We start from the raw sequence: 15,115 nt of genomic DNA, 5'->3' as shown, positions 1-15,115 counted from the left end.
CCTAATTGCTATTTTGGTAATGTGCTAAGATAATTTTTGAGGGTTGCTACATACAAAATGGTGACCCAAAAACTAAGAATATTGGGTCACCTTGAAAATTTCTTTCTACCTATTTCAAACCTTTTCACTCTAAGCTGTTAAAGATTTAACCACAAAGCAATCAATGTCTCAGCATCTGACTTCAAAGTGGCTTTTGCTTCCTCTGATACAAAATGCTGCATCGGCTCGTTATCCAGATGTTTTAAGAAATCCTCCATTTTCTTAGCAGCCTGTTCCTGATTGCCTTTGTCCAAATACTCTTCAGCCTGATTCAATCTATTTTGCAATTGTTTAATAAGCGGGCCTTTTAAATCTCCAGATTGTATATAGGTTTCGAGTGTATCTCGCATGGATTGGATGGTAATGTCACCGGCAGGAACTAGAACTGAAATGGCTTCTGTATCCGCCTTTTCCCCATCATAAGTTCTCGTAACTTCCAAGATAAGATTTACGATTGTATCTTTCTTCGGATGATTTATTGTACCGTCCGTTTTGATGATATCCGGATGATCGGAACTCTTGATTGCAACTGTAAATCCTAGTGGGACAGCCGGCATAGTTAAGGAAGTAGTACCTTTTTCTATTGTCGGAACCGATATAATGTCAGCTGCAATTGATGACGGATGGATAAAGTGTAAGGAAATACTAGCTAAATCCGGACCATAGGCGGTGTTATTATAGATTTTTATTACATTTGATCCCTCTTGAAGTATCACTGTCATATCTGCCATTAATGGAGTATTAAAATCAGGGCCATTCAATGTGATGGGACTTCCTTCTTCCCCATTTACACCTACAAAAAATGATCTTTCATTGCCTGTTAAATATTCTAGTTGCAATTTGTATGCACCTTCTGCGGGAACAGTCACATCGAAGAACGCATAATTATTAGGTGTATTCCCAATATTTCCGATCTTCTGCCCCCCAGAGCATCGTGCACAGCTTACTAATCTTGCTGAACCATTCAATTTCGCTAAAGTAGCGTCGTAAGTGTTTCTTACATTGCCTGGGCTTCCCGCTGGAATATCTACTGCTATTCTGTTGGTATCAGCGCTAAGACCATCAGATAGTCTCCTAATTTCAAATACTAGATTAACAGTCGTATCGACGATAGGCGGATGAATTGCACCGCTCCTCTGAATAACGTCCGGTCGATCAGAGCTCTTAATCGCAATTGCGAATCCATCCGGCACAGCTGGCATTGTTAAGGAAACCGCGTCTTTTTCTTGTTTAGGTACCGATGTGATTCCAGCTACTATTTCTGCCAATGGATGTGGCTTATTTTCAACAAACATTGCTGACGCCTCATAGCTTTGTCCGTCACTTTGAAAGATCTTAGCGCGAAGAGTAGTAGGTTTATCGATTAAAATTTGTCCTGTATACTGCGGTGAGTTAGCATCTGGTTCAGTACCATCCATTGTGTAGTGGATTTTTGCCTCAGGATCTATTGACTGCAATTTTACTGTTTGCGGTCCTGTTAAAAATCCACCATAAGGTTCCATCGAAAGTTTGGATATTTTTAATAGTCTTACTCCATGCGGCTCAATCATTTCACTGTATGAAGATTTTGTACCAATAATTGAATGTGACCACATGTCACTCACCAAATATTCACCGCTTAGTCCTAAATCATTTGAGAAATCAATCGCTCTTTCTTGTGGAGTTTCTTCTCTATTAAATAAGCCTACTATCCATGTACCGTCAGGAAGTTGACCCTTCCAAATCTGGCTTAATGGATCTTTGACATCTCTAACTAGCGGTTTTCCTATAAACCCCTGCTTGTTCATATCAACTATTTCCCAATTTTTATAATACACATCATTTAAACCGATATTTTGATAATTATCACCAATATTAATGCTGCTTCCAGCCATTGCAAGTAAGCTTATTCTGGATTTCTTTTCGGCATCACTTGCACTTGTACTAAGAACGCTGTAATCACCGTCAAGAGCTACTTTTCCTGTTCCGCTTATATCTGACAACCATACCAATCCATCAAAAAGATTGTAGGCTGGTGGCCAACTGTTATCCCTTACTTGACCTCTATTCCGGACACTCGTGTGATACCATATATCTTGTCTGAAATCCTCACTAGCCCTAATTAAGTCTGCATATTTGTTTTCAGCTTCTGCATGATTACGATTTTTTTGGTTGGCATAATACAAGATAATGTCATCGCCGGCTGCCTCTCTCATCCAACGATAAAAGGTCTCCGTAGCCTCAGCACCGTATGCATCATCGAAAAGTCTTATGAAATCAACCTTAAGCAAATCTGCCCCGATGCTTTTGTAGAATTCAACCATTCCTTTAACATATTCCTCAGCACCTGGCTTATTGGGGTCGATCATATACCAATCCTGAAAGCTTTTACTAGGATCATCGGGATGAACAAGGCTTTTGATGGTGTAATCGGTACCTACAACTTTAATAGACTCGTCATTGGCAATAGATTTCAACACCCAGGAAGGATTATAGTAAACTCCTAATTTCAATCCTTTAGAGTGTACATAATCTGCCCAATAGGCATAATCATTTTTCCATTTTTTATAACTTACAATGTAACCATTTTCATTATGATTTGTTGCATCATTGATCCAACCATCAATACCAATATATTCGTAACCAAAGTCCTTGAAGTTTTCCGCCATCCAATCAACATTCGCCTTCATTCTTTCCTCGGTAAAACTGCCCCCATACTGTGTCGCATGCCATCCCATCGTACCAGTACCTCTTTTGGCATACTCAATATCTGATGCATGAACCTTTGAATCTGGGAAAATGTTGTTGGCAAGCAACATTAGGATAAAGGAAAGGACTGAGAAGAGCCCAAGCTTACAATAACCTTTAAGCGTTTTCATAATATGACCTCCTTTTGTGTTTTAACCGTTATCATTATGAAGTCTATTAATTGTTACCAAAAACAATCAACAGACTTCATTAAATGCATTAATAAGTAGTCCATTCCACAATCAATGCTTGTGCATCTGACTTCAACCTGATTTTTGCCTCCTCGGAAATATAACGTTGCATAGGCTCATTATCTAAATCCTTCAAGAAATCGCTCATCTTCTTAACAGCTTGATCTTTTTTACCATTGTTTATATGTTTTTCAGCTTGATCTAGACGGACGTTTAGTTGATTTACAAGAGGAACAGTCACATCTCCTGACAAAATATAGGAATCTATCGTCTCTCGTACCGATTGGATAGTAATTGTCCTTGCCGGTACAACCACTTGAATGGCTTCTGTATCCGCTACTTGCCCATCATAAATCCTCGTCACTTCTATAATGAGATTTACTATGATATCCCTGTTTGTAGGATATATCGTTCCATCCGTATTAATAATATCTGGACGATCAGAACTCTTAATTTTTGCAGCAAATCCACTAGGAACCGTTGGCATCGTTACGCTTGTAACATCTTTTTCCGGGGCTGTAATTGATTGAATTTTGGATGCGATTGTATGTGCACTTATAGACCTAATCACAATTTTGGACACGTCTGGAGCCCAGCCACTGTCGTTATAAAGTTTCACAGAATTCGTTCCTTCTTTTAATTGTACAGTCATCGTTGTGCTTCGAACTGTACTAAAGCTAGGTCCAGTTAAAAGCAACTCCTTCCCCTCTTCTCCGTTCACACTCACAAATAAACTTCTTGGATCACCAGTCAAATAATCGATACTCATCGTATACGTACCATCACCTGGTGCATATACATTGTTAAATGTTGCAAAGTTATTCGGCCCGTTTCCAAGATTTCCAATCTTTTGGCCGGTCGTACATGCACTACAATTACTTAATTTCGCATTTCCGCTTAGTGTTACAGATTTTGAATCATATGTTACCTTATAATTGCCTTCGCTTCCTGCTGGTACTAATACCGAAATTGGATCGGTGTCTGCCTTGAATCGGTCTGAATCCCTCATAACTTCCAATACGAGTTTCACGATTGTATCTTTCTCTGGAGGGAAAATAACACCATCCTCTTGGATAACATCTGAATGATCCGTACTTTTGATTCTAACCGTATATCCTGAATGCGCTTTAGGTAGGACTAGTGATTCAGCATCTTTGACCGGTGCAGTAATAGTTTTAATTCCTTCCGCAATTTCTACTACTGGGTCTTTTTTAGGCTCTTCAACAAATATTCCTTTTGCTTCATACCCTTTTCCGTCCCCTTGAATGATTTTTGCACGAACAATAGTCGGCGAATCTACAAGAATAGGCTTTGTATACCTAGGGGAATCTTCATCCGGTTCACTTCCGTCAAGTGTATAATGAATTTCTGCATTCGGATCGATAGAACTCATTCTGACTTCCTGCGGTTTCGTTACAAATCCACCATATGGCTCCATTGTTAATTTTGATATTTTTAAAAGTCTGACTCCATGTGGTTCAATATCCTCACTATATGAGGACATTGTGCCAATAGTTGTATGAGACCATATGTCACTTACAAGAAAATCGCCATCTATTCCCAAATCATCAAAGAAATCTATCGTTCTATTTTGAGCGGTTTCTTCTCTATTAAATAGGCCTACGACCCAAGTACCGTCAGTCAGCTGACCTTTCCAAATTTGGCTTAATGGGTTATTTACATCCCTAGTTAACGGTTTACCTACAAACCCTTTCCTGTTTAGATCATAAAGTTCACTGTTCTGGAAAACAAACGCTCTTCTACCTATATTTTCGTAGCTATCCGTTATCCCAACTCCCGCTCCCGCCATTACATATAATGAAACGGCTGTCATGGCTTCAGTATCGGTATTAAAAGAACTTGCATTTACAAAGTCAGGGTCAAGTATCACAGTACCTTTTCCGGACAGGTCCGAATAATCAATTAAGGCATCGAAGGAGTTATCCCATTCCGGCCACGCAGCTAGCCCATTACTCGTTTTCCTGATTCCCCTTTTATTACTGCTAAAAGGCCCCCATCCTCCTCTGTAAATATCCTGGCTAATTCTAATCATATCCCCATATTTTCTTTCAATATTGGCATGATTTTTGTTATTTGGGGCTGAAAAACTTAAAAACATGTCGTCTCCGCATGCTTCATTCATCCATTTTAAGACCGTTTCTAGCTTCTTAGTTCCCATTCTATTCTCATAATGATGCAGGAAATCGACTTTGATCGAATCAACACCCTGTCCTTTTAAATAGTTTATGAATCCTTTAATATAATTTTCTGCTCCTGGTTTATCTGGATCAATAAGATACCAATCCTCAAATGTATTACTACTCGTTATACTTTTTAGTGTATAATCAGTTCCTTCTGCATAAAGTGTAGGTCCATCTGCAATGGATTTAAGCAGCCAGAACGGAGCATAGTACACACCAAACTTAAGACCTTTAGAATGAGCATAATCAGCCCAGTAACCAATATCATGTTCCCATGAATCATTATGCGTTGTAACATAACCATGTTCTGTATGCCTTGTCCCACCATTGATCCAACCATCATAAGTGAAATACTCAAAGCCAAACGGCAAATAGTTTTCTGCAAGCCAATCTATTGTTGGCTTCATTCTACTTTCTGGAAAAAAGCTATTATGTGAGTCCTGCCAATCGTAAGTATTATAATATAGCGGGCCTGATCCCTTGTTTGTGAATTGGCTCTCTCTTGCTTGTACAGGTTTGTTTAACGCTTTTACAGAAAAAAGCATAACGAATAAAACAGTTATGATTGCCATCATTATAAATTTAGAAATTTTTTTCGTCTTTCCCATATAGAGTTCCTCCTTATATTGCTTTTTCTTTACCATAAGATAAGGACGAATAAATGATAGTAAAATTTTGAAATAAACTTCAAAAAAATTCTTTTACATTAGATCGACTCCTTTCCAGATAAGATTAGAGTTCTATAAAATAAAAATGACTGCCTTTTTTCAAAGTATTCTGAATCCATCGTTTAAGAGTTTAACATAATGAATGAAGATAAAATATGATTCATTTCTACAATAAAAGCGCTATTTTCTATCCCTAAGAATAAGGTTCCGTTACTTTCGTAACGTGTTTTTAATAAAAAGTGATATGTTACCAATCACCCATCATTAAGCGCAACAAAGTCAATGAGTCTATCATTACTTAATTTACCGATAATCGGGTATACAAAGCACAAGGAGGAATGCGGATGCTCTATTTAGACACGGTAGTAAAACTTGTGCTTGGTCTACTGGCTTTACTTATAGTAACCAGACTTCTTGGAAAAAAGGAAATGGGACAATTTACTCCCTTTGACTTTGTATATGCCTTAATTTTAGGGGCTCTACTGGAAGAAAGTTTGTATGATGAAAAAATTTCCGTATTTCAAATGCTTTTTGGCGTTACTGTTTGGGGGATACTCATTTATATCGTTGAAATTCTCGCAGTAAAAAGTAGGCCAATCAGAAAAATTCTTAAGGGAGAACCATCCATTATCGTTCAGGATGGCAATTTAGATATGAAGGTGATGAAGAAAAATCATATTGAGATGGAACAGCTTAGATCCATGCTGCGTGAACAAGGTGTATTTTCTTTAAGTGAAGTTCGGGATTTATATTTAGAACCCGGAGGAACTATCAGTATTAAGAAACATTCTAAAACTGAGCCCCCTGCCGCTGAAACTCTAAATATTGAAGTTGCTGACGAAGCTCCTTCCATTTTACTAGTCGACGAAGGCAAGATAAAAAAAGAAAACCTGCAGTACGCAGGCAAGTCGTCTAAATGGCTCAAAGATGCACTTCAAAAAGAAGGGTATCCTATTATAACCGAAATATTTGTAGCTGAATGGTCTCCTACAAATAGCTTTTATATTAAAACATATAAGGATTGTAATGGTTGATATCATTATGTTTACTTATCTTTTATTCATTCGAAGTATTCCTTCAGTTTAGGAATATGTTGTGGTGGTATATAAATTCTATTGTATCACCTATGTTTTCGCTATTTTTTGCCATGTTGAGTGATTATAGAGATATCGAACTATCCATGTTTTATGATAAAAAAGGTGCTATTAAGTCAGCATGAATTAAGGTTTGGGTTTTCATTTCTTTAAGCAAATCTTTCATAGATGTTATCTACTTGGAAAGAATAAACTTGGTTGTAAAAAATTGCGTTAAAAAAGAGGTGTTAAAATGGATAAAGATATTTCCTATGGAAATGATTACAAATTTATTCCAGCTACATCGATTGGAAATGGACTAGGAATAGAGGTGTTGCCAGATTTATATTGCTATACTATTCAAATTGTTAACATTGTTTTAGTTGGCAACCCGAAGAATAATGATTTTGTCCTAGTTGACGCAGGTATGCCTCACTCTGCTAACGAAATTATGGATGTTATTGAAGATCGATTTGGTAGGAATAGTCGACCGAAAGCCATTATTTTAACTCACGGTCATTTTGATCATGTAGGCGCAGTGATTGAATTAGTTAAGGAATGGCAAGTTCCCGTATATGCTCATGAACTTGAAATTCCATATTTAACTGGGAAAGAGAGTTATCCGAACCCTGATGCGTCCGTTGAAGGGGGAATGGTTGCCAAAATGTCACCTATGTTTCCTAATGAACCTATAAACTTAGGTAATCATGTAGAAACTCTTCCTTCTGACGGTAGTGTTCCTCATATGCCGGATTTACGTTGGATCCATACACCCGGACACGCACCAGGGCATGTTTCCTTTTTTAGGGAAAAAGACCGGGCATTGATTGCTGGAGATGCATTCGTTACAGTTAAACAAGATTTTCTTTATAAAGTATTCACACAGGAACTAGAAATAAATGGACCTCCAAGATACTTAACAACTGATTGGCAAGCAGCGTGGGAATCTGTAAAAAAATTAGAAGCCTTAAAACCAAGTGTGGCCATTACAGGACATGGTGTGCCAATTTCGGGTGAAACGCTGACTGATAGTTTGCAAAAATTGGTACAAAACTTTGAACAAATCGCCATTCCGGATTATGGGAAGTATGTGGATAAACGAAAACATTAAAGCTATTATCTAAAATTGGAGGGGATTCCCCTCCTAAAGAATCAATAGAAAATGTGCACAGCAGGATTTTGTTGTCTTGAAAACCGCCTCAATAATCATTAATTCTTCTTCAATTTCTCTATATGTTCCGTAAACCCATTATGTTTTAATATTTTCCTAAAATGTTGCCCCAAGCGATACAATTTACGCAAATGTTAAAGGATTTTTTTCTTTCATAAGAGACCTCCACTAAAGGAAACATAATAATAAGTTTTCCATTAATGGAAATACTATTAGAAACGATAAGAAATGGAGGCATTTCATGACCAGTCACGATCATATAAAATTGACCGCAAGTGAATTATCTAATTTATTTATGTCTTACTTAGAAGATACATTAGTCGTTTGTGTTACCTCTTACTTTTTGGAGCATGTAGACGACCCTGACATAAAAGAATGCGTAAAATTTGCTCTAGAGAATGCAAAAAGCAATGTTAATTTTCGAAGGAATCTATATAAAATGGAGGAGCTCCCCATACCGGTAGGCTTTTCAGAACATGATGTAAATGTAAACGCTCCACGAATTTTTAGTGATGAAATGATACTTCAATATGTGGCAAATTTAGGGATAGTTTCAATGGGGGCATATAGCTCAACAGTTTCAGTATCAGCACGACGTGATATACGTGAACATTATACATCTTGTTTACATAATTCTGCTGAATTATTTAATCGCTCAGCGGAAACCTTGCTTGAAAAAGGTTTATTCATTCGTTCCCCTTATATCGCTTATCCAAGCATTACCGAATTCGTTGAAAAGAAACACTTTTTAGCAGGATGGATGGGAGAGCAACGACCTTTGACAAGTACTGAAATCTCATTTTTATATTTAAATTTATTTCGAAACTCAATTGGAGCAGCATTGTTGACAGGCTTTTCCCAAATTTCCGAGTCAAAAGCAGTTCGTAAATTTATGGTAAGAGGTGCCGAAATTGCCAAACACCACGAAGCTGTTTTTTGGAAGTTTCTTTCAGAAAGCAATATTGCTACGCCCGTTTCATGGAGTCAAACTGTAACTCAATCACAAGAAGCGCTTTGCTCGTTCCCCTTGCAATAGATGCGAAACAAGATGCTTGGATTTCAATTTTATTAGCCACGATTGGCGGAGTTTTCATTTTTTTAATCTATCATCGTCTTTATTTATATTATCCTAATATATTACCAACCACTTACGTCCAAAAAATTATTGGTACATTTTTTGGACGGATTGTAGCTTTTATTTATATCATATTTTTTTTGTATTTGGCTTCAAGGGTGTTGAGAGATTTCGGTGAAATGTTGGCAGTAGTCGGTTATCGCGAAACCCCACTCTCTGTTAATAACCTATTACTGATCCTTGTTGTGGCTTATAGTTTACGTAAAGGAATTGAAGTGTTGGCGAGAAGCGGAGAAATATTTTCTGTTCTTATTTACTTTCTTGCCATTAGTGGATTTATTTTAGTTATGTCTTCCAATTTGATTGAATTAGATAAATTGAGACCTTTTTTAGAATACGGATTTTTTCCTATTTTAAAAGTGTCATTTACACAGGTCATCTTTTTTCCATTTGGAGAGATATTTGCATTTTCAATGGTTCTTCCTTATTTAAATAATTCCAAAAAGGCTAGAATTACGGGCATCCTTGCCTTAGGATTAGCCGGGATTAATTTAGCCATTGTCATGGCTGTAAATATCACTGTCCTCGGTGTGGATGGAGTTTCGCGTTCGCTATTCCCTCTTCTTTCAACGATACAGACTATTAATTTGGGTTTTCTGGAACGGCTTGATATATTTTTTATGCTCGCCCTAGTTATTTTAGGCTTTTTTAAAATTAGTATTTACGTTTACGCAGCCCTTATCGGAACGGCAGATTTATTTAAAATTGAAAAACCTTCACAATTAGCTTTTCCGTTTGGCTTTGTGGTATGGTTTTTCTCTATAGCCATTGCGAGTAAGGTTACAGAGCATATGGAAGAAGGATTAGACATTGTTCCTCTTTATTTACAACTCCCATTCCAAGTTATTTTTCCGCTTTTTATATTAATGATTGCTTTTTTTAAAAATAAGAATGCCAAGTAGGTAGGTACTTGGCATTTTCAAAAGTAAAGAAAGAATGCATTTTTACTTAGGAAGACTTAAGGAAGAAAAATTGTCCTGTCTAGCTCTAAGCGCCCAGCGAGTTTCTTGTATTAATCATTATCCAATTGATATATAAAAGGACTATTCCTTAAACCGGGACGAATAATGGAAGCATCGACCGTTACCTTTACTTTTAGTTCTGGAAATTGTTTGTCGTTCCAATCATTACGTAATGTCTTCCATGTTTTCGGATGTGATCGATATATCTTTTCTCCAAACCCCAATATATCTGATTTATTCTCCTGGGCTAATCGAATCGCTAATTGTATTTTTTCTTTAATTTGCTTCTCAACTTTCTTTTCAATTTTTTCTTGTACTTGTCTATCTTTTATATTTATAGGTGCATTTACTTCTCCCAAATCTCCCTTCACACGAATATGTACCGAAAAGTTTGGTTTTCCATCCTCTACGTCCACTGAGATTTTCACAGTATCACGCAAAACTTGATAAGAAATGATTCCTTTGTCACCATCCCAATAAATAGGTACATTCGTTTCCTGTATTTTATCCAGTAACCATATGATCCCTATTGCATCATTTTCATTAACTACATCAATCATTTTTCCCTCTTTAAAAATAGCCATTCCATCAGCTTGAAGTCCTGCCTTAGGTATCGTGCTATGCAAATTTTCTAATTGCATTCCTTCTTCTACATTTCCGTTTATTTTAAAGCTTGGGATAATCGGTTCTCTTCCCGGAGCCGTTAAAATGTCGATCATTTGGTGGACGCTGACTGACTTATTCCCACCCCATCTTCTTTCCGAGAATTTAAGAGTTTCAATCACTTTTGTCGAGGGAATTTTATCGATAGGGGTTGTAATTGATAATACATCCTTAGCTTTAGCTCCATGAGCAATGACTAATTTGGTTGTGGTACGAAATTGAACATCTCGGTCCAAAGCATCTAAAACTTCATTGAGACCTTCTTCTTTTGCAAACTTATCGCTTACAACAACCAGATTAGTATGGGCATAATATAATAATCTCGAAACTTTGGTAGATGCGTGCCTACTTACAGCGACGATGCTATCTCCTTTTGCTGTGTAAACCGTAACAGCAGCCCCTTCTCCCGCCGAACCACCTTGTAAACCACCCGCAACATTACTCGGATTCACAATTTGAAAGGTTCCAATAATCTTTCCATCTTCATCTTTGTCTATGCCGAGAGCTGTTACGAATGCAATATCGGTTAATTCTCTCTGACTTCCACATCCCGATAGTATAATAGTAAGGATTAAGAAAATTAACACTTTAGCTTTCATTTTTGTCACCTTTTTTATTATTTCTTGTAATCATTTCTCGATTAATAGGAGGCTTGGGTCTTGGCATATGAGCCCCATGAAGATTTTCTCTTTCATTCATGATTAAATTCGCCTTTTCCCTTGTTGCCCATAATGGTGTCCGAATGAGAGTGTCCCCTAAATTACCGAGAGATAAGGGAGCGAGAGGGGACATGTAAGGAACTCCAAAAGAACGTAAACTGCATAAATGTACGGTTAGCATAATGATACCGAGAATGACTCCATAAAATCCAAATATCGCTGCTGTTCCCATAAATAGAAAGCGGATCAATCGAGCTGATATCGCCATTGCAAAAGATGGTGTTGCAAAATTGGCAATGGCCGTAATGGATACTATGATGACCATTGCTGGGGAGACAATTCCCGCCTGAACAGCAGCTTGGCCAATAACTAGTGCGCCTACAATAGATATCGCAGAACCCACTGCCCTAGGCATCCGGACACCGGCTTCCCGTAAAATTTCGAATGTGATTTCCATTAACACTGCCTCAACAAAAGCTGGAAATGGCACAGTTTCACGTTGTGCGGCAATAATAAGGACTAACTGTGTAGGGATCATTTCTTGATGAAAGGTAGTTGCCGCAATATATGCCGATGGTGCCATAATGGAGAGGAAAAAAGTCAAAATCCTTAAAAATCGCAAAGCACTTGCTATGTCGAAGCGGGCATAATAGTCTTCTACCGATTGAAAAAATTGAATGAAAACAGCAGGAGCAAGAAGAACAAAAGGTGTACCATCTATAAAGATGGCAACCCTGCCCTCCAGAATATTCCCTGCGATGACGTCTGGTCTTTCCGTATGGTATATTGTCGGGAAAATGGTCCAAGTCTGGTCTTCAATCAATTGTTCAATATAACCCGATTCCAATATACTATCGATCTGAATTTCATTTAATCTATGTCGGACTTCTTCAACAATTGCCGGATTTACGACATCGTTCAAATACATAATCGAAACATCTGTTTTTGTTCTTTTTCCGATTTTCATCGATTCAACCCATAAATCAGGATTTCTAATTCGGCGTCTAACTAGGGCCAAATTCGTTTGGATAGACTCGGTAAAACCATCTTTAGGTCCGCGTACAGACACTTCGCTTTCTGGCTGCTCAATAGACCTTTGTTCCCCACCTTTTGTATTTGCGACCAACGCTTTACTCTCGCCGTCAATGAGGAGAAGGGTTCTGCCATCCATTAATGATTGGAAAAAGTCATCCCAATTACTCACTAAGTTTAGATCACCAAGAGTTACTCCATGACCGGTTAAAAGATTAAATAAATCTTGTGGAGGGCCATCAAACCGATCCTGATTTTCCATAATAGGACTAACGATAAATTTATTGATGCTTTCTTCATCGACAATTCCCCCAACGTAAACAATTACAATTTCTTTTTTCGGTTCTACATCAATATTCAAGGTTCGTACCGTGATATCAGGACTATTTCCTGTCTCTTTTTTAATCAGCTCTATATTATCTTTTAATGAAGAATACAAGCCCAGTTTCATTTGATTTTTTGGCCTAGTCTGTTCTTGTTGTTTTTGCTTAGATTTCTTAAAAAATGAAGGCATCGATTTTGGACCTTTCTTCGCTTTTATTCATCGTTTTATCCATATAAATGCGTTTGTATACAATCGAAATAATTGATTCAATCCCTCTCTTTTTCTTTATAAAAAAAGAAGGAGCTCCCACACTGGAAAGCTCCTTTCACATTATTCGCCTTGTTGTTGATCTTCGTGATTCTCTCTAAAGAAATAGATTTTTTCTTCCCTAAAAGGAAAGAGCTTCATTTCTCTTGCCTTTTCACCGTGATTAATCATGATTTCATGGAAAATTTCCTTCGGAGTTTTTCCTTCCGTTTCAACGCCTAATTTTTCTGCTGCATTGTAAATCATCTTATCGTGGACTTCTTTACCTAATTGGTTTATGTCTTTTCCTTCAGTTGGGATGCCTAACTCTTTCGCGTATTTTAAGACTTTTGCTTCATATATTTCCCGTTTAATTTGTTTGAAATCTTTTCCTTTTGTAGAAATACCAAATTCCATCGCTTCTTTTTTGAGTTTAGCCTCTTTGACTTCCTTCATAATCGTTTTATCATCTTTGCCTTTTGTACTAATGCCCCACTCTTTAGCTATCTGCATCGTCCATACATGTCGGATTTCTTTTTTTAGTGTTTCAATATCTTTTCCTTCTGTTTTGATTCCAAGTGCTTCTGCGTGCTTTTTAATGTACGCTTCCTTCAATTCTCTATGAAGCGTTTGGGCATCCTTACCTTCTGTTGAGATTCCCATCTCATTCGCTTTTTGTTTTAATAACTCAAGATCTTGAGTGAATTCACCTTTATGATGATAATTCACAATTTTTTGGTGATCTCCACTAACACTCTCAGCATATACGGTTCCTGTTGAGACCATTCCTACAAACAGGGTAACAGCCAATATATACGCCAACCCTTTTCTATTCATTTTGCCATTCCTCCTTCGTTGATCGATCATCACACTTTTTAGCATGCCCGATGTTCTTAACAAAAATGTTTAAGAATGGAAAATTTGCATAGAAAATGATGGAGAACGGATCGAGAACGGAAGGGCTTATTTGGTACAGTTCGTTCTCGCATTTGCTCTCCACTTTTAATCGATAAAAAAACCTGATACGCGTTAAGTCGTTCTTTGACTTTAGCGTATCAGGCCTTATTTTTTAGGAAACCTTTAAATTATTTTTAATATCGTATTTTGCTTTAATTCCTTCAAGCCATGGTTGATATTCACTTTGAAGTTTTTCGTTAAACAAAGAATCTTTGATTTCGTCTTTATGATCTTCGTATTTTGCGTCTTTCGCTGCTTTTTTGCCTGTTACCTTTATGATATGGTAACCATGCTCGGATTTAACAGGATCACTTATTTCTCCTATTTTCATAGAGAAAGCAGCATCTTCAAATTCTTTAACCATTTTTCCTTTGCCGAAGTATCCCAAATCTCCCCCATTTTGGGCACTACCTGGATCAGTTGAATATTCCTTTGCTAATTCGGCAAAGTCTTTACCTTCTTTTAATTTTTTCTCAACTTCTTCAGCTTTCTTTTCATCCTCAACTAAAATATGACTTGCTTGTACTTGTTCTTCTTCATCAAAGGTAGCTTTATTTTCTTCAAAGTATTTTTTCATATCGTCTTCGGTAATTTTAATTTTTGGTTCAAGCATTTTTTTAATGGATAAAAATTGAATGACATCCTGTTCAATATCTTTTTTCGAAATACCGCTTTGCTTAAGGGCTGCTTCAAATGCATCCTTTCCGCCATATTGTTCAATATAAGAATCCATTTCCTTCTTCTTTTCCTTATCGGAAATAGATACCTTTTCCTTTTTGGCTTCTAGTTCAATAACTTTTTTCTCTATTAATGAATTAAGGGTATCTTGTCCATAGCGTTTAACAAGTACCTCATTCAATTCAGCTTGAGTGATTTTTTCACCGCCTATACTCGCAGCAACTTCTCTTTTCGAAAAGGCAGCTGTAAAAATAGCGGCCAACCCTATTACAATTAATATAATCACACTAATCGTGAATTTTTTACTTGATTTTTTCTCCATTCTTTTTCCCCCTCGTAAAGAGTCAATAAAAATAAGATACCTAGAAAATATGAACAAACTATTAAC

10 protein-coding genes are annotated in these 15,115 nt (G+C 37.1%); 4 read left to right on the top strand and 6 right to left on the bottom strand.

Annotation, left to right across the window (positions count from 1 at the left end; translation table 11 throughout):
* Nucleotides 1-137 precede the first annotated feature (137 nt).
* Both KHA97_RS17755 and KHA97_RS17750 read right to left on the bottom strand, forming a co-directional pair.
* The gene (locus tag KHA97_RS17755; protein ID WP_213126104.1) at nucleotides 138-2,897 is read right to left on the bottom strand and encodes an FIMAH domain-containing protein; all 2,760 of its coding nucleotides are present in this window, start codon (nucleotides 2,895-2,897) and stop codon (nucleotides 138-140) included.
* 88 nt (nucleotides 2,898-2,985) lie between these two features.
* Entirely contained in the window at nucleotides 2,986-5,766 is a 2,781-nt protein-coding gene (locus tag KHA97_RS17750; protein WP_213126103.1) for an FIMAH domain-containing protein, read from the bottom strand.
* Between the two features lie 404 nt (nucleotides 5,767-6,170).
* On the opposite strand from KHA97_RS17750, the gene KHA97_RS17745 reads away from it, so the two are divergent.
* The 4 genes from KHA97_RS17745 (at nucleotide 6,171) to KHA97_RS17730 (ending at nucleotide 10,107) form a co-directional block, all read left to right on the top strand.
* Nucleotides 6,171-6,860 carry a DUF421 domain-containing protein gene (locus KHA97_RS17745; protein ID WP_213126102.1) on the top strand — a complete coding sequence of 230 codons (690 nt, stop codon included), beginning with the start codon at nucleotides 6,171-6,173 and terminating at the stop codon, nucleotides 6,858-6,860.
* A 292-nt stretch (nucleotides 6,861-7,152) separates the two neighbouring features.
* On the top strand, nucleotides 7,153-8,010 hold the full coding sequence (locus tag KHA97_RS17740) for an MBL fold metallo-hydrolase (RefSeq protein ID WP_213126101.1): 858 nt from the start codon (nucleotides 7,153-7,155) through the stop codon (nucleotides 8,008-8,010).
* 301 nt (nucleotides 8,011-8,311) lie between these two features.
* The gene (locus tag KHA97_RS17735) at nucleotides 8,312-9,106 is read left to right on the top strand and encodes a DUF3231 family protein (protein WP_213126100.1); all 795 of its coding nucleotides are present in this window, start codon (nucleotides 8,312-8,314) and stop codon (nucleotides 9,104-9,106) included.
* A complete protein-coding gene (locus tag KHA97_RS17730) occupies nucleotides 9,085-10,107 on the top strand; it encodes a GerAB/ArcD/ProY family transporter (RefSeq protein ID WP_233713615.1) in 1,023 nt (340 codons plus the stop codon). The genes KHA97_RS17735 and KHA97_RS17730 overlap by 22 nt, the downstream gene beginning before the upstream one ends.
* Before the next feature lie 110 nt (nucleotides 10,108-10,217).
* On the opposite strand, the gene KHA97_RS17725 is transcribed toward KHA97_RS17730, so the two are convergent.
* The 4 genes from KHA97_RS17725 to KHA97_RS17710 form a co-directional block, all read right to left on the bottom strand.
* Nucleotides 10,218-11,429, bottom strand: coding sequence for a Ger(x)C family spore germination protein (locus tag KHA97_RS17725; protein ID WP_213126099.1), 1,212 nt, complete (start codon nucleotides 11,427-11,429; stop codon nucleotides 10,218-10,220).
* Nucleotides 11,419-13,035, bottom strand: coding sequence for a spore germination protein (locus KHA97_RS17720; RefSeq protein ID WP_213126098.1), 1,617 nt, complete (start codon nucleotides 13,033-13,035; stop codon nucleotides 11,419-11,421). Before KHA97_RS17720 ends, KHA97_RS17725 begins: the two co-directional genes overlap by 11 nt.
* 141 nt (nucleotides 13,036-13,176) lie before the next feature.
* A complete protein-coding gene (locus KHA97_RS17715; protein ID WP_213126097.1) occupies nucleotides 13,177-13,929 on the bottom strand; it encodes a hypothetical protein in 753 nt (250 codons plus the stop codon).
* 232 nt (nucleotides 13,930-14,161) lie between these two features.
* Entirely contained in the window at nucleotides 14,162-15,049 is an 888-nt protein-coding gene (locus KHA97_RS17710; RefSeq protein ID WP_213126096.1) for a peptidylprolyl isomerase, read from the bottom strand.
* Nucleotides 15,050-15,115: the final 66 nt, after the last annotated feature.

It is taken from the genome of Lederbergia citri, from assembly GCF_018343625.1.
Taxonomy (GTDB): domain Bacteria; phylum Bacillota; class Bacilli; order Bacillales; family Bacillaceae_C; genus Lederbergia; species Lederbergia citri.
Note: the sequence above shows the minus strand (reverse complement) of the source record. Positions and strands in the feature narration are given on the sequence as shown.